Origin of the sequence: Polaromonas sp. OV174 (assembly GCF_900112285.1) — a bacterium.
Lineage (GTDB): Bacteria > Pseudomonadota > Gammaproteobacteria > Burkholderiales > Burkholderiaceae_C > Polaromonas.
Genome location: NZ_FOKZ01000003.1, coordinates 114,825 through 138,880, shown reverse-complemented (window position 1 = coordinate 138,880; position 24,056 = coordinate 114,825). Strand labels below are relative to the sequence as shown.

The 24,056-nt window shown below is 62.0% G+C and carries 24 protein-coding genes; 21 read left to right on the top strand and 3 right to left on the bottom strand.

Annotated elements, in window-relative coordinates:
* Positions 1–88: 88 nt before the first annotated feature.
* Genes hemC through BM160_RS04035 form a run of 4 tightly spaced genes read left to right on the top strand, consistent with a single transcriptional unit; the run spans position 89 to position 4,374 of the window.
* Positions 89–1,015 carry a hydroxymethylbilane synthase gene (hemC, locus tag BM160_RS04050; RefSeq protein ID WP_369821743.1) on the top strand — a complete coding sequence of 309 codons (927 nt, stop codon included), beginning with the start codon at positions 89–91 and terminating at the stop codon, positions 1,013–1,015.
* Positions 1,015–1,887 carry a uroporphyrinogen-III synthase gene (locus BM160_RS04045; RefSeq protein WP_092000872.1) on the top strand — a complete coding sequence of 291 codons (873 nt, stop codon included), beginning with the start codon at positions 1,015–1,017 and terminating at the stop codon, positions 1,885–1,887. The genes hemC and BM160_RS04045 overlap by 1 nt, the downstream gene beginning before the upstream one ends.
* A complete protein-coding gene (locus BM160_RS04040) occupies positions 1,884–3,050 on the top strand; it encodes a uroporphyrinogen-III C-methyltransferase (RefSeq protein WP_092000869.1) in 1,167 nt (388 codons plus the stop codon). Before BM160_RS04045 ends, BM160_RS04040 begins: the two co-directional genes overlap by 4 nt.
* Positions 3,051–3,084: 34 nt before the next feature.
* On the top strand, positions 3,085–4,374 hold the full coding sequence (locus tag BM160_RS04035; RefSeq protein WP_092000866.1) for a heme biosynthesis protein HemY: 1,290 nt from the start codon (positions 3,085–3,087) through the stop codon (positions 4,372–4,374).
* Positions 4,375–4,802: 428 nt separating this feature from the next.
* Here the strand turns inward: BM160_RS04035 and BM160_RS04030 are convergent, their stop codons facing one another.
* Entirely contained in the window at positions 4,803–7,886 is a 3,084-nt protein-coding gene (locus BM160_RS04030; RefSeq protein WP_092000863.1) for an Rne/Rng family ribonuclease, read from the bottom strand.
* Between the two features lie 665 nt (positions 7,887–8,551).
* Here BM160_RS04030 and BM160_RS04025 point away from each other — a divergent pair.
* From BM160_RS04025 to BM160_RS04010, 4 genes are read left to right on the top strand one after another with little or no spacing between them, the layout of a single operon-like run.
* Entirely contained in the window at positions 8,552–9,643 is a 1,092-nt protein-coding gene (locus BM160_RS04025; RefSeq protein WP_369821742.1) for an RluA family pseudouridine synthase, read from the top strand.
* A gap of 37 nt (positions 9,644–9,680) precedes the next feature.
* Entirely contained in the window at positions 9,681–10,340 is a 660-nt protein-coding gene (locus BM160_RS04020) for an HAD family hydrolase (protein ID WP_092000856.1), read from the top strand.
* A 46-nt stretch (positions 10,341–10,386) separates the two neighbouring features.
* Positions 10,387–10,752 (top strand): Rieske (2Fe-2S) protein, encoded by a 366-nt coding sequence (locus tag BM160_RS04015; protein WP_092000853.1) that lies wholly within the window; start codon positions 10,387–10,389, stop codon positions 10,750–10,752.
* A 21-nt stretch (positions 10,753–10,773) separates the two neighbouring features.
* The gene (locus tag BM160_RS04010) at positions 10,774–11,856 is read left to right on the top strand and encodes a S49 family peptidase (protein ID WP_092000849.1); all 1,083 of its coding nucleotides are present in this window, start codon (positions 10,774–10,776) and stop codon (positions 11,854–11,856) included.
* A gap of 70 nt (positions 11,857–11,926) precedes the next feature.
* Here the strand turns inward: BM160_RS04010 and BM160_RS04005 are convergent, their stop codons facing one another.
* Positions 11,927–12,694 (bottom strand): SAM-dependent methyltransferase, encoded by a 768-nt coding sequence (locus tag BM160_RS04005; RefSeq protein WP_092000844.1) that lies wholly within the window; start codon positions 12,692–12,694, stop codon positions 11,927–11,929.
* Positions 12,691–13,332 (bottom strand): Maf family nucleotide pyrophosphatase, encoded by a 642-nt coding sequence (locus BM160_RS04000; RefSeq protein ID WP_092000841.1) that lies wholly within the window; start codon positions 13,330–13,332, stop codon positions 12,691–12,693. The genes BM160_RS04005 and BM160_RS04000 overlap by 4 nt, the downstream gene beginning before the upstream one ends.
* A 25-nt stretch (positions 13,333–13,357) precedes the next feature.
* Between BM160_RS04000 and BM160_RS03995 the strand changes: the two genes are divergently transcribed.
* The 13 genes from BM160_RS03995 to BM160_RS03935 all read left to right on the top strand — a co-directional run bounded on the left by BM160_RS03995 (position 13,358) and on the right by BM160_RS03935 (position 24,029).
* Positions 13,358–13,900 carry a YceD family protein gene (locus tag BM160_RS03995; protein WP_177218903.1) on the top strand — a complete coding sequence of 181 codons (543 nt, stop codon included), beginning with the start codon at positions 13,358–13,360 and terminating at the stop codon, positions 13,898–13,900.
* A 246-nt stretch (positions 13,901–14,146) separates the two neighbouring features.
* Complete coding sequence (gene rpmF / locus BM160_RS03990) at positions 14,147–14,329, top strand: 50S ribosomal protein L32 (RefSeq protein WP_011802449.1); 183 nt, start codon at positions 14,147–14,149, stop codon at positions 14,327–14,329.
* Between the two features lie 85 nt (positions 14,330–14,414).
* Positions 14,415–15,527: a phosphate acyltransferase PlsX gene (gene plsX / locus BM160_RS03985; protein WP_092000838.1), complete on the top strand. Its 1,113-nt coding sequence runs from the start codon at positions 14,415–14,417 to the stop codon at positions 15,525–15,527.
* A 3-nt stretch (positions 15,528–15,530) separates the two neighbouring features.
* Complete coding sequence (locus BM160_RS03980) at positions 15,531–16,508, top strand: beta-ketoacyl-ACP synthase III (RefSeq protein WP_092000835.1); 978 nt, start codon at positions 15,531–15,533, stop codon at positions 16,506–16,508.
* Positions 16,509–16,556: 48 nt separating this feature from the next.
* The gene (locus BM160_RS03975; RefSeq protein ID WP_255368616.1) at positions 16,557–17,933 is read left to right on the top strand and encodes a sialidase family protein; all 1,377 of its coding nucleotides are present in this window, start codon (positions 16,557–16,559) and stop codon (positions 17,931–17,933) included.
* Positions 17,914–18,567: a hypothetical protein gene (locus tag BM160_RS03970; protein ID WP_092000832.1), complete on the top strand. Its 654-nt coding sequence runs from the start codon at positions 17,914–17,916 to the stop codon at positions 18,565–18,567. The genes BM160_RS03975 and BM160_RS03970 overlap by 20 nt, the downstream gene beginning before the upstream one ends.
* A 66-nt stretch (positions 18,568–18,633) precedes the next feature.
* Positions 18,634–19,584 carry an ACP S-malonyltransferase gene (gene fabD, locus BM160_RS03965; protein ID WP_092000827.1) on the top strand — a complete coding sequence of 317 codons (951 nt, stop codon included), beginning with the start codon at positions 18,634–18,636 and terminating at the stop codon, positions 19,582–19,584.
* The gene (gene fabG, locus BM160_RS03960) at positions 19,581–20,327 is read left to right on the top strand and encodes a 3-oxoacyl-ACP reductase FabG (protein WP_092000824.1); all 747 of its coding nucleotides are present in this window, start codon (positions 19,581–19,583) and stop codon (positions 20,325–20,327) included. The genes fabD and fabG overlap by 4 nt, the downstream gene beginning before the upstream one ends.
* A 166-nt stretch (positions 20,328–20,493) precedes the next feature.
* A complete protein-coding gene (gene acpP, locus BM160_RS03955; protein WP_011484542.1) occupies positions 20,494–20,733 on the top strand; it encodes an acyl carrier protein in 240 nt (79 codons plus the stop codon).
* A 74-nt stretch (positions 20,734–20,807) separates the two neighbouring features.
* On the top strand, positions 20,808–22,052 hold the full coding sequence (gene fabF / locus BM160_RS03950; RefSeq protein WP_092000820.1) for a beta-ketoacyl-ACP synthase II: 1,245 nt from the start codon (positions 20,808–20,810) through the stop codon (positions 22,050–22,052).
* Between the two features lie 46 nt (positions 22,053–22,098).
* Positions 22,099–22,650, top strand: a complete 552-nt coding sequence (locus BM160_RS03945; RefSeq protein ID WP_092001246.1) for a protein YgfX — start codon at positions 22,099–22,101, stop codon at positions 22,648–22,650.
* The gene (rpoE, locus tag BM160_RS03940; protein WP_092000816.1) at positions 22,647–23,282 is read left to right on the top strand and encodes an RNA polymerase sigma factor RpoE; all 636 of its coding nucleotides are present in this window, start codon (positions 22,647–22,649) and stop codon (positions 23,280–23,282) included. Before BM160_RS03945 ends, rpoE begins: the two co-directional genes overlap by 4 nt.
* 108 nt (positions 23,283–23,390) lie before the next feature.
* Entirely contained in the window at positions 23,391–24,029 is a 639-nt protein-coding gene (locus BM160_RS03935) for a sigma-E factor negative regulatory protein (protein ID WP_092000813.1), read from the top strand.
* The last annotated feature ends 27 nt before the right edge of the window (positions 24,030–24,056 follow it).

Below are 24,056 nucleotides of genomic sequence, written 5' to 3'. Positions count from 1 at the left end.
TACAAGCAGGTTACGCGTGTCAGCAGAGTCCCAAACCCTCCCCACAACAGTCAAAGCCGTGATCGCCACGCGGGAAAGCCGCCTGGCGATGTGGCAGGCCGAGCATGTCAAGGCGCTGCTCGAAAGCCGTCTGGGCTGGCAGGTAGAGCTGCTGGGCATGACCACCCAGGGCGACCAGATCCTGGATCGCTCGCTCAGCAAGGTCGGCGGCAAGGGTTTGTTCGTCAAGGAACTGGAAGTGGCGCTGAGCGAAGGCCGGGCCGATCTGGCGGTGCATTCGCTCAAAGACGTGCCCATGGACCTGCCCGAAGGCTTTGCGCTGGCCTGCGTGCTCGAGCGTGAAGACCCGCGCGACGCCTTTGTTTCCAACCAGTTTGCCTCGCTGGCCGAGTTGCCGCAGGGCGCCGTGGTCGGCACCTCCAGCCTGCGCCGGCTGGTGCTGCTCAAGGCCTTGCGGCCCGATCTGAGCATCCAGCCGCTGCGCGGCAACCTCGATACGCGGCTGCGCAAGCTCGACGAAGGCCAGTACGCTGCCATCGTGCTGGCCGCCGCTGGCTTGAAGCGCCTGGGCCTGGCCTCGCGCATTCGCCACGCCTTTGAGCCCATAGACATGCTGCCCGCGGCCGGGCAGGGCGCTTTGGGCATAGAGGTGCGGTCCGACCGCGCTGATCTGATCGCGGCACTGGCTACCTTGGCGCATCAGCCGACCTGGCTGGCGGTGACGGCCGAGCGTACGGTTTCGCGCGCCATGGGCGGCAGCTGCTCCATGCCGCTGGCAGCCTTCACCAGCGGCCCGGCCACCGAAGGCGTGGGCCACGATATGCAGCTCAAAGCCGCCTGGGGTGACCCGGCGACGGCCGAGTCGGCAACAGGCGTACCGCTAAAGCCCTTGGTGCAAGTCCAGCAAACGGCCGTGGTGAGCAGCTTTGAGCAGGCCGAGGCGCTGGGCGACGCGGTGGCGGCGCAGCTGCGTGCCGCCGGCGCGGTCTGGGCTGGCAAGGACCTCAGCCCTTGATGACGGCCAGTGGCGTGGCTGCGGCCAGCGTCATAGTCACCCGGCCGGGGCCTGACGCGCAGCACTGGGTGCAGCAGCTGCAAGCAAGCGGCGTGACGGCCGAGGCCTTGCCCCTGATAGAGATTGCCGCAGCCTCCAGCGCCGCGCAGCAGCAGGCGCTGCAACAGGCCTGGCAATCCCTCAGCGGCTACGCTGCCTGCATGTTTGTCAGCGGCCATGCCGTCACCCACTTTTTTAAGCCAAATATGGCTCTAGCCCAGGTGGAACGGGCGCAGTCGGCTATAGAAACAATAGTAAGAGAGCTGCCAGCCAGCCTGCGCTACCTGGCGCCCGGGCCGGGCACGGTGGCCGCCTTGGTCGCCGCCGGCATTGCGCCCGCGCAGATTGATGCGCCGGCGGTCGATGCCAGCCAGTTTGACTCGGAAGCCTTGTGGCAACAAATTGGCCAGCGCGACTGGCAGGGGCTAAGGGTGTTGATCGTGCGCGGCCAAAGCGAAGACGCGGCGGGCGCCGCCGGTTCCTCGGGCCGCGACTGGCTGGCCCGCCAATGGCAGGCCGCCGGCGCGCAGGTGGATTTTGTCGGTGTCTATCAGCGCTGCGTCCCCAGGCTGAGCGCGGCCCAGTTGCAGCGCGCCCGTGCCGCCAGCAGCGACGGCTCGATCTGGCTCTTTAGCAGTTCCGAGGCTTTGCTGAATCTGCTGCGCCAGCCTGAATTGGCCGGGGTGGACTGGCGCCTTGCCCGTGCCGTCGCCACGCATCCCCGCATTGTGGACAGCGTGCGGGCCGCCGGTTGGGGTGTTGTAGCGGCGTCACGCCCGGCACTCAAGGACATCAGGCAGATGCTGGGCTCGATAGAATCACTTTATTCATGAGCGACAGTCACCCAGCCTTGCCCCAGCCCTCCATGCCCGATGACATGCCTGTGATCGCACGCGCCCCTCAGCCGCAAACCAGTGAGCCGCCGGCCGCATCGCCGCAGGCCTGGCTGGTGCCGCGCAGTTGGGCGCTGCTGGTCACGGCGCTGGCCGCGGCCGGTTTGCTGGCCAGCGGCCTGTTGTGGGAAAAGCTCGGCAGCATTCAGCAAGAACTGGCGCGCCGCAGCACGGATGCGGGCGCGCAGGCGATAGAGGCCCGCACGCTGGCGCGTCAGGCCCAGGAGGGTACGCGCGAGCTGTCAACCCGGCTGGCGATCCAGGAGTCCCGCCTCAGCGAAGTCAGCCTGCAGCGCGGCCAGCTTGAAGAGCTGATGCAAAGCCTGTCGCGCTCGCGCGATGAAAACCTGGTGGTCGATATGGAGTCGGCACTGCGGCTGGCGCAGCAGCAGGCGCAGCTCACCGGCAGCGCCGAACCCTTGCTGGCGGCGCTCAAGTCGGCCGACCAGCGTCTGGCCCGTGCCGCCCAGCCTCGCCTCAACCCCTTGCAGCGGGCCATGGCCCGCGATATGGACCGCATCAAGGCGGCCAGCCTGACCGATGTGCCGGTACTGATGCTCAAGCTCGATGAATTGGTGCGTCTGGTCGATGATTTGCCGCTGGCCAATGGCATGGTGGCCAATAACGCCCCGCGTCCGGTAGTTTCCCCTGCACCGGCCGCGCCTGTGGCCCCGGCTGGTGGCAAGCCGGCCGCCGACAAGACCTGGTGGCAGGGACTGATGGACAAGCTGGCGCTGCAGTCCTGGCTGCGGCCGGCGCTGGATGGCCTGCGCGAAGAAGCCCACAAATTGCTGCGCGTGAGCCGTATCGATCAGCCCGAGGCGGCCCTGCTGTCGCCCGAACAATCGTTTTTTCTGCGGGAAAACCTCAAGCTCAGGCTGCTCAACGCCCGTCTGGGCCTGCTGTCGCGCCAGACCGAAACGGCACGCGCCGATCTGGCCAATGCCAGTGTCTGGCTGGGCAAGTACTTTGATCCGGCCTCGCGCAAGACCCAGGTCGCCGTGCAGTTGCTGGCTCAGGTGCAAGGCCAACTGAAAACCAGCGAATTGCCGCGCCTGGACGACACCATGGCCGCGCTGGCCACGGCCGCCGCCGGCCGCTAACCCTGTTCACACCGCAAAGGCTGACAGCTCTCTTATGCGCGCCGCTCTCTGGTTCCTGGCCCTGTTTGGCGTCGCCGTCGCCGTGGCCCTGTTTGCCGGCAACAACCAGGCGGTGGTCACCATCTTCTGGCCGCCCAACCGCATCGATATTTCCTTCAACCTGCTGGTGCTGCTGCTGGCCGGCTTGTTCCTGTTGCTGTACCTGGCCTTGCGCGCCAGCGCCGCCGTGTTCTCCCTGCCCGCCGAAGCCAAGCGCTGGCGCGCCCAGCAAAAAGAGCGCGCCATGTACGGCGCCCTCATGGATGCGGTCGCCAATCTGCTGGCCGGACGCTACATCCGCTCCGGCAAGGCGGCGCAAAACGCCCTGGCGCAGGAAAACAGCCTGGGGCTGATGGTCGATCAGGCCGGTCATGGCCACGGCCACAGCGCCAGTCAGGCCGGCCAGTTGCGTTCGCTGGCTCACCTGTTGGCCGCCGAAAGCGCGCAGGCCCTGCAAAACAAGGCCTTGCGCGACCAGCATCTGCAATTGGCACTGCGCAGCTCGGCCCAGCGCCATGCCCAGGAACTGCGCGAGGGCGTGCAGTTTCGCGCCGCCCGTTGGGCCCTGGAAGACCGTGATGCCGGCGCTGCCCTGGAATGGCTGGGCCAGCTGCCGCAGGGCGCCGCCCGCCGCACCCTGGCCCTGCGCATGAAGCTGCGCGCCGCCAGGCTGGCGCAGCAGACCCGGCAGGCGCTGGAAACCGCGCGCCTGCTGGCCAAGCATCGAGCCTTCTCGCCCAGCGCCGCGCAAAGCATTGTGCGTGGCCTGGCGCTGGAGCTGCTCAATGACGCGCATGATCCGGCGCAACTGCAGCAGGCCTGGTTCTCGCTGGACGATAACGAACGCGCCATGCCCGAGCTGGTGGTGCATGCGGCTTCGCGCCTGATGGCACTGAATGGCGATGCCGCCATGGCCAGGGCCTGGCTGCTGCCGGTGTGGGAGCGCATGATGGCGCCCAATTCGGATCTGGGCGATAACCTGCGCATCAAACTCATTTCCGTGCTGGAAGCCGGCCTGGAGTCTTTGGATGCAGCCTGGCTGGCGCGCATCGAAGCGGCCCAGCTCAGCCGGCCGCGCGATACCACGCTGCAATACCTGGCCGGCATGGCCTGCCTGCATCGCCAGCTTTGGGGCAAGGCCCGCCAGTTGCTGACGCAGGTAGCCCCGGCTCTGCAGGACAAGACCCTGCATCGCAATGCCTGGCGCGCGCTGGCGCTGCTGGCCGAGCAGCGCGAGGACGAAGCCGCTGCCGCGCAAGCCTACAAGCAGGCCGCGCTGCTCTAGGCTGCCAAGCCCCGTTCGGGCGGCAGCCGCCGCTAGTGCCCTGCAAGCCGCTACACGGCTTGATCTCCACTGATTGATGTTCCTAGCCCCTGCGGGTTGCCGTACCGGCCATTGAGCGCAAGCTCAGGGCCTGCAAAACCACGGCTGTGCTTAGAGCCTGTTCACGATCTCACCCCAACCCGCCGGGTAAGTGCCTTGTCGGGTGGTCTGCGGTGTTGCGATGTTTGCGCATAGCCGGGCTATTGGCCGCGCACCGTGCCCTGCATCCCATTCCGAAAAGACACTTGCGCGGCCCCGTAGAGATCGTGAACAGGCTCTTGGGCCCCGAACAGCTGCATGACCTAGCCTGTGGCCTACACCAGGCACCAAAGAAAAAAGCCCGCATGGCGGGCTTTTTTCGGGGGCTCAAACGAGCTTGGGATCAGCGCTTAGCGAGCGGACTCTTCAAACGGCAGGGGCATGGTGCCCAGATTGCGCTTGGTCTCCACCAGCACCAGCGGGCCTTCGTTAGACACCACGGGGGCCGGACGTTCGCGCGGAACTTGCACTGGCTTGACTTCGGCGGCGATGGCGGCTTTCGCCTCGGCAATCTTGGCCGCATCGGAGTTGACCCACTGCAGACCGGAGGCCTGGGCCACCTGAACCAGATCCTGCAAAGGCAAGTCGTAAGACTGGACCTTGGGCAGGCCGCCCGTGGCCGCGACCACTGCTGCGGGAGCGGCTGCTGCCACTGCCACTGCTGGTGCGGGCACTACCGGCGCTGGCACGGGAGCCGGGGCTTGCACGGGTGCTGGTGCCACCACGGGTGCTACTGATTCAGTAGCTACGGGCGCACGATCCTGCTGGGCTGGAGCCTTGTTTGTCTCTGAAGCGTCGGCTTGGGCGGGGGCGCTGTTTTCTGCGCCAGTCTCGTTGCGCTGCTCGCCACGTTCACGGCGATCGCGGCCATAACGGTCGCGGCTGCGACGTTCGCGCGGCTGGCGCTGCTCTTCACCCTGCTCGTTGACAGCTTCTTGGGCTGGTGCCGCAGTGCTGCCCATCTGATCCAGCGTGACAGCGGCCTGTGGCGCGGCATCGGCGGCCAGCGGCTTGACGGCTGGCTCCAAGGCTGCGGCGTTCTGGCCTTCCGCGCCTTCGGGACGATCGCCACGGCGCTCGCCGCGACGGCCACTGCGCTCGCCACGTTCACCGCGTTCACGGCGACCTTCGCCGCGTTGCTGGCGCTCACCGTCACGGCCGGCTTCCGGTGCCGCACGCTCTTGGCGCGGCTCGACTGCATCGCCGCTCATGGCCGCAGCCATGGCAGCTTGATTGGCCAATGCCAGATCCTGCTCTACGGCATCGCGCGGGATGCGTTCAGCGCGTTCGGCGCGCTCGCCACGTGGGCGATTGCGGTCGCCGCGGCCTTCGCGGTTTTCATTGCGTGGCTGGGCTTCGTTGCGGCTTTCGCTGCGGGCTTCACCGCGTGGCTCGGCGGCTGGGCGCTCCTGGCGGGCGCCTTCGCCGCGGCCATCGGGCTGGCGCTCGCGGCGTTCGTTGCCGCGGCCTTCGTTGCGGCCCTCGTTGCGGTTTTCACCGCGGGCTTCGGCTGGGCCCTCGCCACGAGCTTCGCCGCGGTTGCGACCGCCGCGACGGCCATCACGGCCAGCGCGCTCGCCGCCACGCTCGGAGCGTTCGCCACGGCCATCAGGACGGCCGTCCTGGCGGGCCTCACGTCGGCCTTCGCCGCGCTCGTCTTTTTTCACTTCCTGGGCGACAGGCACTGGCGCCGGTGCCGGGGCGCCGCCCAGCAGTTTCTTGATCCAGCCAAACAGGCCTTTTTCGGCCGGAGCCGGTGCTGCCGCAGGGCGGACTGGCGCCTTGGGGGCTGCAGGGGCCGCGACCGGCTTGGGTGGAGCCACAGGCGCGGGTGCATCGGGCAGCACGCCCTTGATGATGGGTTCCTGCTTGTTGTGCTTTTCCTGGCTGCGGCGCGTGACGGTGGTCGGGTCCTCGATTTCCTCGGCCAGTTTGTAGCTGGCGTCGATGTTGTCCAGGCGCGGGTCGTCGTGCTTGAGGCGTTCCAGACGGTAGTTGGGGGTTTCCAGCGTCTTGTTGGGCACCAGCAGCACATTGATGCGCTGCTTCATTTCAATCTTGCTGATTTCCGAACGCTTTTCGTTGAGCAGGAAAGAAGCCACATCGACCGGCACCTGAACCAACACCGAAGCCGTGCTGTCCTTCAGCGACTCTTCCTGGATGATGCGCAGAATCTGCAGCGCCGAGCTTTCGGTGTCACGGATGTGGCCGGAACCACCGCAACGCGGGCAAGGAATCGAAGCGCCTTCGCTCAATGCAGGGCGCAGGCGCTGGCGGCTCATTTCCATCAGGCCGAATTTGCTGATGGTGCCGAACTGCACGCGGGCGCGGTCTTGCCGCAGCGCATCGCGCAAACGGTTTTCCACGTCGCGGCGATTGCGCGACTCTTCCATGTCGATAAAGTCGATGACGATCAGGCCGCCCAGGTCGCGCAAACGCATCTGGCGCGCCACTTCGTCGGCGGCTTCCAGGTTGGTGCGGGTGGCGGTTTCCTCGATGTCGCCGCCCTTGATGGCGCGGGCCGAGTTGACGTCAACCGAAACCAGGGCTTCGGTGTGGTCGATCACGATGGCGCCGCCGCTTGGCAGCTGCACGGTGCGGGCATAGGCCGACTCGATCTGGTGCTCGATCTGGAAGCGGCTGAACAACGGGGCGTCGTCGCGGTAGCGCTTGACGCGGTGCTCATGCTCGGGCATCACGTGGGCCATGAACTGGCGCGCTTGCTCGTAGACGTCGTCGGTGTCGAACAGGATGTCGCCGATGTCGCTGTTGAAGTAGTCGCGGATGGCGCGGATCACCAGGCTGGATTCCTGATAAATCAGGAAAGCGCCCTTGCCGCCCTTGCCGGCGCCGTCAATCGCGGTCCAGAGCTTGATCAGGTAGTTCAGGTCCCACTGCAATTCAGGTGCGCTGCGGCCAATGCCGGCGGTGCGGGCGATGATGCTGGAGCCGGCCGGGTATTCCAGCTGGTCCATGTTTTCCTTCAGCTCGGCCCGGTCCTCGCCCTCGATGCGGCGCGAAACGCCACCACCACGCGGGTTGTTGGGCATCAGCACCACATAGCGGCCGGCCAGCGAGACGAAGGTGGTGAGGGCTGCGCCCTTGTTGCCGCGCTCTTCTTTTTCGACCTGGACCAGCAGTTCCTGGCCTTCTTTGATGACATCGCTGATGCGCGCCTGGCTGACCGGCACGCCCTGGGCGAAGTATTGTTTCGAAATTTCCTTGAAGGGCAGGAAGCCGTGGCGGTCTTCGCCGTAGTCAACAAAACAGGCTTCCAGCGAAGGCTCGACGCGGGTGACGACGGCCTTGTAGATGTTGCCCTTGCGCTGCTCGCGGCCTTCAATTTCGATTTCGTAGTCGAGGAGCTTTTGTCCATCGACGATGGCCAAGCGGCGTTCTTCGGCTTGGGTGGCATTTACCAACATGCGTTTCATGGATTTTCCTTTGTGTTCTTCGTTCTAAATCCCAAAAATGGGCGAACGACGCCAGGAGCAACGCAATGCGAACGTGGGGAATTGCCGGAGAGCTTTGGACTGCACGCTGGCCAACTGAATAATCAGTCAGCCAAGTGGTCTGGGCGTAGGCGCGTGGATGGAGTGAGCAGGGGTCCGGTAGGTGTCTGCTACAAAAAAAGTAGCTACTTGCGCCCGCTGTACAAGAGCTACAGGCTGACTTGTGCCGCAAAGCAGGGCCCAGAGGCGCTGCAGGCAAAAGAAAATCAGACTGACCCGTGTTGTCATCAGAAGGCTACCCGTGAAAGGACTTGATCTCAGCTGGATCCGAATGCAGCCTCTGGTGCGTGACCAGGGGCTGCACACATGGTATTCCGTAGTTGTGTTCGCAAAACGTCGACTCGTCTGCATGGCAATTCCTGTGTCGCGAGGTGCCTGGCACTCGTCGCTGGCGGGCAATTGCCGGCATGGCATCGACTTTCCAGCAAGGCTGTTTGTGGGGCTTTTGAGGGCTTAGCACTCGTGTGGACTAAACTCCAGACAAATCAACCGCTTACAGCGCATCGCTAGTGAAACACATTATAGGGCCAGCTTCAGGCAAGACAAGAAGACCGGCGACTACGCCGCTTCGCACACCTGCAGCTGCCATCAAACCAAAACCATCCGCTCTGCCAAGCCCAGTCAACCACGGGGCGGCAGCCCCTGCCGCGCCCCAGGTGACCTTGGTCACCGTGGACGAGGATTACGCCGGCCAACGGCTGGATAACTTCCTCATCCGCCAGCTCAAGGGCGTGCCCAAAACCCATGTTTACCGCATCATTCGTAGCGGCGAGGTGCGCGTCAACAAGGGCAGGGCGCATGCCGATACCCGTGTTGAGGCCGGGGATGTGGTGCGTTTGCCGCCGGTACGCACCTCGGAGCGGGCCGAGCAAAAAGCCCAGGCCATGGCCCAGGAGGTGGCGCGCCACGGCGCCAGCTCCACCGTGGGCGGCTACGCGCCGGCCGCAGAATTCCCGATTCTGTTTGAAGACGACTTCCTGCTGGCCATAGACAAACCCGCTGGCGTGGCGGTGCACGGCGGCAGCGGCGTCAGCTTCGGCATCATCGAGCAGTTGCGCATGGCCAGGCCAGAGGCCGATTTTCTGGAGCTGGTGCACCGGCTGGATCGTGAAACCAGCGGCATTTTGCTGATTGCCAAGCGCCGCATGGCACTCAAGCTGCTGCAGGAGCAGTTTCGGGAGCGTGAAACCGACAAGGTCTACCTGGCGCTGGTCAACGGCGACTGGCCCGCCAATCACCGCGTGATTGACAAGGCCTTGCACAAATACCTGCTGCCCAATGGCGAGCGTCGCGTGAAAATTGTTCCCAACGACCATCCCGACGCCATGCGCTCGGTCACGCTGGTCAAGGTCAAGTCGGCCATTGCTGCCAATCCGCTGGCGCCGGCCACATCCTTTACCCTGCTGGAAGTCACTATCAAGACCGGCCGCACGCACCAGATTCGCGTGCATTTGGCCGGCGAAGGGCATCCGATTGCCGGCGACGACAAATACGGCGACTTTGAGCTGAACAAGGCCTTACAAAAATCCAGCGCCGGCGCGGCTTCCCTGAAACGCATGTTTTTGCATGCCTGGAGCCTGAAGTTCAACCATCCCAAAACCCGAAAAGTGGTTCAGCTGCAAGCCGCCCTGCCCGGGGAGTTGCAACAGTTTTTGCCGTCCCGGGCCGAGGCAGCCTGAACACCGGTACTGGCCGCAGCGCGGCGACAATAGGCTGATGCACACTCGAAATTTTGACCTGATTGCCTTCGACTGGGATGGCACGCTGTTTGACTCCACCCAGATCATCGTGCGCTGCATCCAGGCGGCGGTGCGCGATGTGGGCGGCACCGTGCCCACCGACCAAGCCGCGGGCTACGTCATAGGGCTGGGACTGATGCAGGCCCTGGCCCATGCCGCACCCGATGTGCCAGCGGAAAAATACCCGGAACTGGGCGCGCGTTACCGCCACCACTATGCCGCCCATTTCAACGACCTGAGCCTGTTTGAGGGCGTGCTGCCGCTGCTTGCCGCACTCAAGGCGCGCGGTCATCTGCTGGCGGTGGCCACCGGAAAATCCCGGCGCGGCCTGGACGAAACGCTGCAAAGCGTGGAACTCAAGGGTGTTTTCGATGCCTCCCGCACCGCCGATGAAACCGCCGGCAAGCCCGATCCGCGCATGCTGCACGAGCTGATGGAGCAGTTCGATCTGCCGGCCGAGCGCGTGTTGATGGTGGGCGACACCACGCACGACCTGCAAATGGCGCTCAACGCGGCTTGTCCCAGCGTGGGCGTGAGCTATGGCGCGCATGAGCCTGACGATTTTGCGGCCCTGTCGCCGCGCTACATCGCGCACTCGGTGCGGGGGCTGCACGACTGGCTGCTGGCCAACGGCTAGCCCGTTGAGTCACCCGGTTTTCGGTTTTTGGCCTTGAATTTCACCTATGAACGAGTTGCTGCCGCTTTGCAATAGCTGCGATCTGCTGGAAGGCGGGGACGCCGTGCCCTTTGACGTCGATTACGCCGGTCAGACTTGCCGCGCTTTTGCCATTCGTTACGAGGGGTTGGCGCAGGCCTATCTGAACCGCTGCAGCCATGTGGCCATGGAGCTGGACTGGCAGCCCAACCGGATCTTTGATGACAGCGGCCAGTGGCTGCTGTGTGCCAGCCACGGCGCGGCTTACCGGCCCGATACCGGGGAATGCGCGGGCGGCCCGTGTCAGGGCGGACTGGTCAAAATCGCGCTGTCGGAAAACCACGGTGTTGTTTATTGGCATGCCGATTACAAGCTCAAGCCGGTATCGTTTTAACAACTCTCTAAACTAGCAACCATGAACGATTCAAACCGCCCCGGTAACACCGACCCTTTCCTGGAACCGAAAAAGGAGCCGGAATTTCAGTCAAATCAGGCTGAAGCCCTTTCTCCACAGGCGCAGGATGCTTCTGAATCGATAGCGAAAAAAGCTGTCGGCACCAACCCTGCCAGCGCTCCCGGCTGGGAACGGGCAACGCTGGAGAAGCTGGCCTTTGCCGCGCTCAATGAGCAGAAAGCCACGCGCCGCTGGAAAACCTTTGTGCGCCTGTCCTGGCTGGCTTTTTTCATTGCCTTGGTGTGGATGGCCTTGCACCGCGGCACGCCGGTGAGCGACGCGACCGTGCCGCATACGGCTGTGGTCGAGGTCAAGGGCGAAATCGCCGCCGGTGCCGATGCCAGTGCCGAGTTTGTCAATGCGGCGCTGCGCGCAGCCTTTGAAGACGATGGCTCCAAGGCGGTCGTGCTCTTGATCAATTCCCCGGGTGGCAGCCCGGTGCAGGCCGGCATGATGAATGATGAAATCCTGCGCCTGAAGGCTAAATACAAAAAGCCGGTTTATGCCGTGGTGGAAGAAAGCTGCGCTTCGGCCGCTTACTACATTGCCGTGTCGGCCGACAAGATATTTGTCGACAAGGCCAGCATCGTTGGCAGCATAGGCGTGCTGATGGATGGTTTTGGTTTTACCGGCCTGATGGACAAGCTGGGCGTGGAGCGCCGGCTGCTGACGGCGGGCGAAAACAAGGGTTTTCTTGATCCTTTTAGCCCGCAAAGCGAGAAGCAGCGCGTTTTTGCGCAGGCCATGCTTGAGCAGATTCACCAGCAGTTCATAGGCGTGGTGAAGGCCGGGCGCGGCGAGCGCCTGAAGGAGACGCCAGAGATGTTCAGCGGCCTGTTCTGGAGTGGCCAGCAGGCGGTGGAGCTGGGCCTGGCCGACCAGCTGGGCAATCTGGACTACGTCGCGCGCGAAGTGGTCAAGGCCGAGGAAATCATCGACTACACGCGCCGGGAAAACGTTGCCGAGCGCCTGGCCAAGCGGTTTGGCGCGGCCATGGGTGAGGGCGCCATGAAGGCTTTCAAGGCGATTCCGGCCATTCGCTAGGCGCGCCCAGTCAGAAAAAAGCCCGCGGCATCCGGGCTTTTTTGCGCTTTGGCCCCTTGAGGCGGTCGGGTCAGCGGCCTATGCAGAAAACCGTCGGCAAATCCAGCGGCGCGCTGGGCTTGTCGCGCTTCCAGCTGCTGGCCAGTGCGCTGCGCGACCAGCTCTTGTCCAGCGTCAGGCCGCAGCTCAGCGCCAGCCGGGTATTGCCCTGCAGGGTTTGCAGCAAGGCCTGCAGCAGGGCGGTGTTGCGGTAAGGCGTTTCAATAAAGAGTTGGGTCTGGCCGGTTTTCAGGGCCAATGATTCGAGCTCGCGTATGCGCTGGCTGCGCTCGCCGCCGTCTTGTGGCAAGTAGCCGACAAAGGCGAAGTTCTGGCCGCTCAGGCCGCTGGACGCCAGCGCCAGCATCAGCGACATCGGGCCGGTCAGCGCGATCACCTGCAGGCCCAGATCGTGCGCGGCGCGCACCACCGAGGAGCCCGGGTCGGCGATGGCGGGCATGCCGGCTTCGCTGACCAGGCCTATGTTCTGGCCTTGCAGGGCGGCGGCGAGCAGGGGCTTGGCGTCAAAGTTGCCGCCATGGTCGCCTTTTTTGTGGACTTCGCGCGGCAGCTCCTGAATTTGTTGTGCTTGCACCGGATGAGACAAGGGCTGCAGTTCGTTGATGCGTTTTAAATAGGCGCGCGTGCTTTTGGCGTTCTCGCAAATCCAATGGGAGAGCTGGGCGGCGATCTGGATGGTTCCCAGGGGCATCACATCCTGCAGCGGGGCTTGCGTGTCGCAGCCGAAATCCAGCGGTGCCGGCACCAGATAGAGTTTTCCTTTGGCGACGCTGTTCATGGCTGGGGATTCCGGTTGGTCAGCAGCGCCACACCGGCGGCCTGGATCATTTTGCAGGTGCGGATCAGCGGCAGTCCTATCAGTGCGGTGGGGTCATCGCTCTCTATAGCCTCCAGCAAGGCAATCCCCAGGCCTTCGCTCTTGGCGCTGCCGGCGCAGTCATAGGGTTGTTCTGCGCGCAGGTAGTTTTCGATCTCCTCATCCGTCAAGTCACGAAACTTGACCCGTACGGCGGCCAGGCTGTTTTGCTCAAAGCCGCTCTCCTGGCAGACCACGGCGACGGCGGTCTGAAAAATCACCGTTTGCCCGCGCATCTGGCGCAGCTGCGCGACAGCGCGTTCATGGTTGCCCGGTTTGCCCAGCGGCAGGCCATTGAGGTCGGCAACCTGGTCGGAGCCTATCACCACGGCATGGGGAAAGGCCCGGGCCACGGCGCGTGCCTTGGCCAGGGCCAGGCGCTGCGCCAGCAGGAGAGGGCTTTCGTCGGGCAAGGGGCTTTCATCAACGTCGGGCGCGGCGACGTCGAAGGGGATGTGCAGGCGCTGCAGCAGTTCGCGGCGGTAGCGCGAGGTCGAGCCCAGTACCAGCGGGCGGCTTGTTACGGCGCTGGCAACGAGGGGGGAGGTGGCAATGTTCATGCTCCGATTCTCTTACACTGCCAGCATGACCAGATCTCTTCAAGCCAACCATCTCAATATCCAGGCCTTCGCCCAAGACGGCGTGCCCCTCGTCGAAACCACTTTGCTACAAAATTTGGAGCGCCTTGCGCAGGAGGCGCATGGGCTGGAGCCGGATTCTGTTGTGAATTGGCAAGCCAGGGCAGAATTGCGGCCGCGTACCGGTGCCGACGACGAGGTCTGGCTGCATTTGCAGGCCACCACGTCGATACCGCTGACCTGTCAGCGTTGCATGAGCGCCGTGGCCACGCCCTTGGAGGTTGATCAGTGGTATCGCTTTGTGGCAGATGAGGACATCGCCATGGCGGAAGACGACCAGTCCGAAGAGGATTTGCTGGTCATGGCACCACAGTTTGATTTGCTGGCGGTGCTGGAAGACGAGTTGTTGATGGCTTTGCCGCTGGTGCCCATGCATGAGGCCTGTCCAGTGGCGCCCACGCTGAGCGCTGGCGAGGCAGAGATTGCGGGCGAAACCACTGAAAAGCCCAATCCCTTTGCCGTGCTGGCGCAACTCAAGAAGAAAAAATAGCCGTTGCTGCAGCGTTCGGCGCTGAATTCGGCGCTGAATTCGGTGCTGAATTTGTCGGTCAATGTGCTGTGTCTGTGTACCGCAAAAGACAGCTAAAACGGGGTCTGGTGAAAATTGTCCGGTATCGGGCTATAATCAAAGGCTTCGCGTACCAATGCAGTGTTGCGGCCCCATACGGCCCAGCTGCTTGGAGTCAAAATCTCTGGTGCGTAATTTACCAACCCTACACCCCCTCAGGAGCGGAACATGGCCGTCCAGCAGAACAAAAAGTCACCTTCCAAGCGCGGTATGCACCGTTCGCACAACGCACTGAACGTGCCAGGTATCGCTGTGGAATCCACCACCGGCGAAATCCATCTGCGCCACCACATCAGCCCCACCGGTTTCTACCGTGGCCGCAAAGTGTTGAAAACCAAAGCCGAAGCGTAATTTCACGCTTTGAGTACTGGCCCGCACTCATACTGCGGGCCTTTCTTTTGTCTAAGCTCCAATTTTTGACTGCACCGGTCGTCTCATGATCAGGATCGCTGTCGATGCCATGGGGGGTGACGTCGGTCCCGCCGTCACCATTCCGGCCAGCTTGGCGTTTCTGGATGCTCACCCCGAGGCCGCCGTGGTCTTGGTGGGTCAGCCGGAAATTTTGGCTGCGCATCCGCTGTACGCCCGGCTGCAGTCGCACGCCCGTTGTCAGATCGTGGCCGCCAGCGAGGTCGTCACCATGGACGACCCGATAGAAATTGCCCTCAGGCGCAAGAAAAATTCGTCCATGCGGGTGGCGATGAATCAGGTCAAGGACGGCGTTGCTCAGGCCGCCGTGTCGGCCGGCAACACCGGTGCCCTGATGGCGATTGCCCGCTACGTGCTGAAAACCATGGATGGCATAGACAGGCCGGCCATTGCTACGCAGCTGCCCAATGCGACAGGCGGTGCCACCACCGTGCTGGATCTGGGTGCCAATGTTGATTGCACGGAAGACCATTTGCTACAGTTCGCCGTCATGGGTTCTGCCTTGGTGGCAGCCATCAGCAACAAGCCCGCGCCCAGCGTCGGCTTGCTGAATATTGGCGAAGAGGCGATCAAGGGCAGCGAAATTATCAAAAAAGCCGGCGAATTGTTGCGATCAGCATCCAATTCTGGCGATCTCAATTTTTATGGAAATGTCGAGGGCAACGACATTTTCAAGGGCACGACGGATATCGTGGTGTGCGACGGCTTTGTCGGCAATGTGGCCCTCAAGGCCAGCGAAGGCCTGGCCAGCATGATAGGCGGCTTTATCAAGGCGGAGTTTTCTCGCAACTTCTTGACGAAAATTGCCGCTATCGTTGCCTATCCGGTCTTAGCTGCATTTAAAAATCGAGTTGACCATAGACGCTACAACGGCGCTGCGCTGCTGGGCCTGCAAGGCCTGGTGTTCAAGAGCCATGGCTCGGCCGATGCCTTTGCTTTCGAGCGGGCACTTAATCGGGCTTATGATGCGGCTCGGAACAACTTGCTTGAGAGAGTTCGCGAACGCATTGCCCACGCTGCTCCATTGTTGGCCGCTGCACGAGTGGCGCCGCTATCCGATGCAGCGTCAGTGGTCTCTTCAACGCCAGTTGACGCAATCGTTTCAACCTCGGCACATTAATTAATGACCCGTTATTCACGCATTACCGGCACTGGTAGTTATTTGCCACCACGCCGACTGACCAACGCCGATCTGGCAGCCGAGCTGGCAAGCCAGGGCGTTGAAACTTCCGATGAATGGATTGTGGAGCGCACCGGCATTCGGGCGCGCCACTTTGCAGCAGCCGATGTGTCCAGTAGCGATCTGGGCGTGGAGGCGGCCAAGCACGCGCTCGAGGCGGCCGGTTTGCAGGCGTCTGACATTGATCTCATCATTGTTGCCACCTCGACGCCGGACATGGTGTTTCCGTCCGCGGCCTGCATTTTGCAAAACAAACTGGGTATTGCCGGTTGCGCTGCCTTTGATGTTCAGGCGGTTTGCAGCGGATTTGTTTATGCCTTGACCGTGGCCGATGCCATGATCAAAACGGGCTCCGCCAACAAGGCGCTGGTGATAGGCGCGGAAGTGTTCTCGCGCATTCTTGATTTTTCCGATCGCACCACCTGCGTACTGTTCGGTGACGGCGCCGGTGCCGTGGTACTGGAAGCCTCGGAGACGCCTGGCATTCTTGCCAGCGATCTGCATGCGGACGGCAAGCATGTCGGCATTCTGTGTGTGCCTGGCCATGTATCGGGTGGCAAGGTGCTGGGTCAGCCCTTGCTCAAAATGGACGGTCAGGCCGTGTTCAAGCTGGCCGTGGGAGTGCTGGAAAGCGCGGCCCGCGCCACGCTGGCCAAGGCGAATCTGACCGATGCCGATATCGACTGGCTGATTCCGCATCAGGCCAATATCCGCATCATGCAAAGTACCGCCAAAAAGCTGAAGATGCCGCTGGAAAAACTGATCGTCACGGTCGACCAGCATGGCAATACCTCGGCCGCGTCGATTCCGCTGGCGCTGGATACGGCCGTGCGTAGCGGCAAGATCAAAAAAGGCGACACCCTCATGCTCGAAGGCGTGGGCGGAGGCTTCACCTGGGGTGCCGTGCTTCTCAACTACTGAGATGAGGGCTTCTTTTCTTAAGCCCGCCCCTGGCAGACAGGTGCTTGCATGAATCTCAGACCCTCTGGCTTGAGCGTCGGGATGGAACGCTCCGCGCTGCTTTTGCTGGTACTGGCCTTTGTTTTGGCCGGTTGGAAAACGATGAGCCGCTTGCCCGCGGCGGGCTTTGTCAGTGTGCCCCAGCAGGCGACAGCGCTGGCGAGCACTCCAAAAGTCATGTCGCAGGCAAACCTGCCTCAGCAGTTGTCGCCCGATGGCAGCTTTCGCTTTGATGCGCAGTTTGTCTCTTCTTCTCCCGGCCAGGCCGTGCATGCGGCCTCTCTTGTCGAATTAGACGATGGCCGTTTGCGCGCGGTCTGGTTTTCAGGCTCCCGCGAAGGGGCGGCAGACGTGGCCATACGCACCGCCGTGATGGATGCGCAGGGCTTGCGCTGGAGCGAGGAAAGCACACTGCTGGACCGCATTCGGCTTCAGCAAGGCCTTTGGCGTTATGTGAAAAAGCTCGGCAATCCCGTGATAGCCCGAGCCCCCGACGGGTCGCTCTTGCTCTGGACTGTCAATGTGTCGCTGGGCGGCTGGGCCGGCAGCTCCATTTCCTGGACGCGTTCCACGGATGAGGGGGTGAGCTGGAGTGAGCCCAGGCGTTTGGTCACCTCACCTTTTATCAACATCAGCACCTTGGTCAAGGGTGCGCCTGTGGCTTATCTGGATGGGCAAATCGGGCTGCCGGTGTACCACGAGTTTGTGACGAAATTTGCTGAAGTCTTGCGCATCAACGCCCAGGGGCAGGTGGTCGACAAAACCCGCATTCCAGGCAGTCGAACCAGCTTGCAGCCCGTGCTGCTCGTTGCCGGGCCTGAGCAGGCGCAGGTCTATATGCGCTCGGGCAATGCGCGAGCCCTGATGGCTTCCGCCACCGGCGATGCCGGCAAGACCTGGTCTGACACCCATGCAACAGCCTGGCCCAACCCGGACTCTGCGCTGGCCGGGGTTGTGACCGGTCACGGCACGCAATGGCTGGCCTTGAACCCGGCTCCCAGCAATCGCGAAGTCCTTGCGCTGCTGCAGGCCAAAACAGGCGCCAGCTTCGATGGCGTACGACCCTGGATCGTGGAGTCGACAAAGAGCACGAAAGCCCGTATTCCCACGGGCGACTATGAGCGTTTGCTGGGTGACGAGCTCAGGGCGCGCGGCGCCAGCGAGGCGCAGACTCAGGCTTATCTGACCAGCGCCAAGCGCCAGCTGTGCGGCGCCGACAGTTGCTCGCAGGAATTTTCCTATCCCTATTTGCTGCAAAGTCGTGATGGTTTCATCCATCTGATTTACACCTGGCACCGTACGCGCATCAAGCATGTTCGGCTCGATCCCCTGCAACCTGTTTTAGCTGCTCCGGCAGTTCCCAGCCATGCTGCCGCCTCTCACTGACTTTGTCGCCTTGCTGGGCATTGATCTGGTGCTTTGCGCCGGGCTGTTGCGACTGTTGAATTGGCGGCGCGACTTTAGTCAGGCCAGTGCCTGGTCCAAATGGGTGGGCGCTGCTTGCTTTGTCATTTTATGGATGCCGGTGGGGGCCGCTCAGTTGCCGCTGCTGGCCTATGTACGGGGCATCAGTTCTGATCTGAGCATTACGCTGGTGGCCTTGGCTGCTCTGAGCCTGGGGCGCCGTCTGCTCGGGCTTGGCGCCTTGGAGAAGCGCGAGCGAATGGCCTTGAATGGCGTGCTCGCTGCGACCGCCTTGTTTTTATATCCGCTTGCGCTGGGCTGGGGCGACTGGGATGCCTATAGGCTGGGCTGGGGTGCGCCAGGCCTGTGGCTGGCCTTGTTGGCCTTGTCGGTATTTTGCTGGGTCCGGGGTCTGCGGCTTTTGCCCATGGTGGTGGCTCTGGCTTTGCTCGCCTGGACGGCCGGGTTGCTGGAGTCGACCAATCTGTGGGACTATCTTCTGGACCCTTGGCTGGCGACGGCTGCGCTGTTCCAGTCGCTGAAGTTTGGCGTCAGACTGTTGCTGACGCGAGGCCGGGGCGCCGGAGCGGCCCTTGTCCGCAGTGGACCCGGATAAGAGCATCAGGCATTTTCTTAAAATGGGTCTTGATACCTCTCAAGGCTTGCTAACCGGAGTAATTATTTGAAATCGTTCGCTTTTGTTTTTCCCGGCCAGGGCTCGCAGTCTGTCGGCATGCTGGACGCGTGGGGCGATCACCCCGTCATCAGGCAGACACTGGAGGAAGCCTCTGATGCGCTGGCTCAGGATGTGGCTCAGTTGATCAAGGAAGGCCCGAAAGAGGCGCTGGCCCTGACCACCAACACCCAGCCTGTGATGCTGGTGGCCGGTGTGGCGGCATACCGGGCCTGGATGGCCGAGACTGGCGCTGCGCCGGCCGTGGTGGCCGGCCACTCGCTGGGCGAGTATTCCGCACTGGTGGCCTCGGGCGTGTTGTCGCTGGCGCAGGCCGCGCCCCTGGTGCGTTTTCGGGCGCAGGCCATGCAGGACGCCGTGCCCGTCGGTGTCGGCGCGATGGCGGCGATTTTGGGTATGGATGCTACTAAAGTGATAGCTGGTTGCGCAGAGGTGACGGGCGCTTTTGGCCAAAATAGCTTGGAAATCGTGGAGGCCGTCAATTTCAATGACCCGATGCAGACCGTCATTGCCGGCAGCAAGGCTGCCGTGGAAAAGGCCTGTGAAGTGCTCAAGGCCAACGGTGCCAAGCGCGCCTTGCCCTTGCCGGTTTCGGCCCCCTTCCATTCCAGCCTGATGAAGCCGGCAGCCGAGAAGCTCAAGGAAAAACTGGCGGACGTTCAGTTTGCGGCGCCCCAGATCCCGGTCATCAACAATATTGACGTGACCATAGAGACGGATGCTGATCGCATTCGGGCGGCTTTGTATCGCCAGGCTTTTGGTCCGGTGCGTTGGGTCGAGTGCGTGCAAGCCATCCAGGCGCGCGGCTTGACTACGCTGGTTGAATGCGGGCCGGGCAAGGTGCTGGCCGGCATGGCGAAAAGAATTGATCCCGCGCTGACGGGCGCCCCCCTGTTTGATCCGGCCTCGTTGGCTGAAGTGAAGGAGATGCTGGCATGAGCGAAGTCAAGTTTGAAGGACAGGTTGCGCTGGTCACCGGAGCATCGCGCGGCATAGGCGCCGCCATTGCCTTGGAACTGGCCCAAAAAGGCCTGAAAGTGATTGGCACGGCGACCAGCGATCAGGGTGCGGCCAAAATCAGCCAAACCCTGGCCGCATTTCCCGGCTGTGGTGGCAAGAACCTGAATGTGAACGACGCGGTGGCCGCAGAGGCCTTGATCGACGACATCGTCAAGGAGTACGGTGGTTTGCAGGTGCTGGTAAACAATGCCGGCATCACGCGGGACATGCTGGCGATGCGCCTCAAAGACGACGATTGGGATGCCGTGATGGACACCAATCTCAAGGCAGTGTTTCGCATGAGCCGCGCTGTTATGCGCACCATGATGAAGCAGCGCTATGGCCGCATCATCAGCATCACCTCGGTGGTGGGCGCTTCGGGCAATGCCGGTCAGTCCAATTACGCGGCCGCCAAGGCCGGCGTGGCTGGCATGACGCGCGCGCTGGCGCGCGAGCTGGGCTCGCGCAACATCACGGTCAATTGCGTGGCGCCGGGTTTCATTGAAACCGACATGACGGCCCACTTGCCTGAAGAGCAGCAAAAAGCCCTGCTGGGCCAAATTCCGCTGGGCCATCTGGGTAAGCCACAAGATATTGCGCACGCCGTGGCGTTTGTCGCCAGTCCGCAAGCGGCTTACATCACGGGTCAGGAAATTCATGTCAATGGTGGCATGTATATGTAGTGCCAGCCGCTGACCTTGCCGACCTTGCGGGTTTCGCGAGGCGGCTGCATGGCAGTGGTAAAACACAAAAAATCGTCGCCGGTTTTTATCCGTCCGGCCCGGCGCTTAGGGCAACAACTCTAACGCGGTAAAATCACGGATTAATTTACAACCCTCAGAGGGATCTATGAGCGATATCGAAGCACGTGTTAAGAAAATCATTGCCGAGCAACTTGGCGTGGAAGAAGGTCAAGTCACCAGCGAAAAAGCCTTTGTGGCCGATTTGGGCGCTGATTCGCTGGACACCGTAGAGCTGGTCATGGCCCTGGAAGACGAGTTTGGCATTGAGATTCCGGACGAAGATGCCGAGAAAATCACCACCGTGCAAAACGCGATTGACTACGCGAACACCCATCAAAAAGCCTAAGGTTTCGCGCCTTTGTCGTTATCAAACCTGAAAAGCCATTCGCGGTTTTTTCAGGTTTTTTTCAGGATTACTGAATGAGCCGTCGTCGTGTCGTCGTGACAGGTCTGGGTTGTGTCAGCCCGGTTGGAAATACCGTTGCCGATTCCTGGGCCAGCTTGCTTTCCGGAACTTCGGGAATTGATCTGATCACGGGTTTTGATGCAAGCAACTTTGCTTGCAAATTTGCCGGAGAGGTCAAGGGATTCAATATCGCGGATTACATCCCCGAAAAAGAAGCCCGGCATATGGACCGCTTCATTCATCTGGGCCTGGCCGCAGCGTGCCAGGCCGTGGCCGACAGTGGCTTGCCAACGGGCGAGGCACTTGACTATGAGATGGCGACGCGCATCGGTTGCAACATCGGCTCTGGCATTGGCGGCTTGCCCATGATCGAGCAGACGCACACCGAGTTGACGAACCGCGGCCCACGCCGCATTTCGCCATTTTTTGTGCCGGCATCCATCATCAACATGATTTCCGGTCATGTCTCCATCAAGTTCGGCTTCAAGGGCCCCAATATTGCGGTTGTCACCGCTTGCACCACCGGCCTTCATGCCATCGGCCAGTCGGCCCGCATGATTGAATATGGCGATTGCGACGTGATGATTGCTGGCGGCGCCGAGTCCTGCGTCTCGCCTCTGGGTCTTGGCGGTTTTGCCGCGGCCCGAGCCCTGTCTACCCGCAACGACGACCCCAAAACAGCCTCGCGTCCCTGGGATAAGGACCGTGACGGGTTTGTGCTGGGCGAGGGCAGTGGCGTGGTGGTGCTGGAAGAGTACGAACACGCCAAAGCGCGTGGCGCGAAGATTTACGCCGAAGTCATTGGCTTTGGCATGAGTGCCGACGCTTATCACATGACGGCGCCCGATATTGATGGTCCCCGTCGTTCCATGGTCATGGCATTGAAAAATGCCGGTGTGAATCCCGATGAGGTGCAATACCTTAACGCCCATGGCACGTCCACGCCGCTGGGCGACCTGAACGAAACCAATGCCCTCAAGGCGGCATTCGGCGACCATGCCAAAAACATGGTGGTCAGCTCTACCAAATCCATGACCGGCCACTTGCTGGGTGGCGCGGGTGGCATAGAGTCGGTGTTCACCGTGCTCGCTCTGCATCATCAGAAGATCCCGCCCACCATCAATATTTTCAACCAGGATCCGGAGTGCGACCTGGACTACTGTGCCAATACCGCGCGCGATGCCAATATTGAAATTGCGGTCAAAAACAATTTCGGTTTTGGCGGCACCAATGGCACGCTGGTCTTCAAGCGTGCCTGACCTGGTCTGATTGTTCCCGTTCAAGCGCACCAAGCTCCTGACTGTCTTGAGTCTTCATAACGCCCCGCCGGTTGTCTATCCGCTGGGGCGTTCGCGTTTTCTGGGCCGCTTTCTGTTCGCGCTGTGGTTGGCTGGCTTGTTGTCGGTGCTGCTGTGGTTTGAGCAAACCCGCTTGTTCGATTGGCGCATGCTGGTGGGCTTGGTCGCCGTAGTGGGGGCTGGCTTGGCCGCGCGTCGTGGCTGGACTGGCGCCGCCCAGGCAGGTCAGTTGGCGTGGGATGGTGAGGTTTGGCATTGGGAGCCGGGCAGCTATCAGATTGGTAGCGCCGAACACGAGGTTTCCGTGATTGCCGATTTTCAGCAAGCGTTGTTGCTCCGACTCGAAAACCAGTCCGGTGGCCGTTTGTGGCTGTGGCTGGAGCGCAATGCCATGCCCGAGCGCTGGCTGGATTTGCGCCGGGCTGTGTATTCACCGGGCAAGTCGTCCGCTGCCCAGTTGCCGCCACACGATTTATTGTCTGCGGAGCCCGCGTTATCGCCGTCTGCGGCTGTGGCAGTATCGAACGCTATGCATTCTGTCAGGCGAATCAAGTCATGAGCACCGAGCTTCCCCCGCTGCCGGCCGAGAAGGCGACAGACAGCGACGCCATGCTGGTCGAGCGCGCTGTCGCGGGTGATCAAAAAGCGTTTGAACTGCTGGTCATCAAGTACCAGCGACGCATTCAGCGTCTGATAGGGCGCATGGTTCGTGATGTCGATCTGGTCGAAGATATCGCCCAGGAGACCTTTATCCGGGCCTACCGGGCCTTGGCGCAATTCAGGGGTGAGGCCCAGTTTTACACCTGGCTGTACCGGATTGCTGTGAATACGGCCAAAAAGGCCTTGATGGATCTCAAGCGCAACCCAACGGTATCGGAAAACACCTACAAATCGGCGGATGACGATGAAACTTCTCCGGTCGAAAACGAACTAACCAGTTCAGAAACGCCGGATGCCGTGTTGGCGAGCAAGGAAATAGCGGAAATTATCAATGCCGCCATGGATGCGCTGCCGGAAGAACTGCGTCAGGCCATCACCTTGCGCGAAATAGAAGGTTTGAGTTACGAGGAAATTTCGGATGCCATGAGTTGCCCGATAGGCACGGTGCGCTCCCGTATTTTTCGGGCGCGTGAAGCGATTTCGGAGAAGGTCAAGCCTTTGCTTGAAAACCAGTCGGGCAAGCGTTGGTGACGGGCTTGGCCAGGCCAGACAGCAGCACCGCTGAGTCGTTGATGAACCCATGAATCAGGGCTAGTTTTCAGATATTTGATACCGGCAGATTTGCTGCCCAGGAACACCATGAACCCGTCTATGCAAACCCCTGAACTCATGTCGGCCCTGGTCGATGGTCAATTGGAGCGCGATGAATTGGCTGCTGCCCTGCAGGCTTGCCAGCACGACGAGTCGGCACTTTCGAGCTGGAGTACCTACCACCTGATTGGTGATGTGTTGCGCGCGCCGGGTCACAGCGCTGCCCCCGTGACGGTGGCGGCTGAGCGCGAGTTTGTCAGCCAGCTCAACCGGCGCCTGGCGCAAGAGGCACCACTGGCTTCGGCGCTGGGTGCGGCTGAGCCTGTTGCCGCGGTGCCGATCATCAAGGCGGTGCCTGCCTCGCACTCCCTGCAGCGCCGCGGCCCGGCCTCCAATGATGGCAATTTCCGCTGGAAGCTGGTGGCTGGCCTGGCCTCACTGGCAGCCATTTCCGCGATTGCCTGGAATACCTCAGGTTTGCTGCCAGCAGCGCCTCAGCTGGCCCAGGCCCCCGGGGGGGCGCAGCAGGTGCTGGTGGCTTCGCCACAAGGCCCCATGGTGCGCGATGCCAGGCTGGAGGAATTGCTGGCAGCGCACAAACAACTGGGCGCTACTTTTGCGTTGCAAGAGCCTTCTGGCTTTCTGCTCAACACCACTTTTGAAATGCCGCAGGCTGCAGGCCGTTAAAAGGATTCTGAGTTGCGGGACACTCTT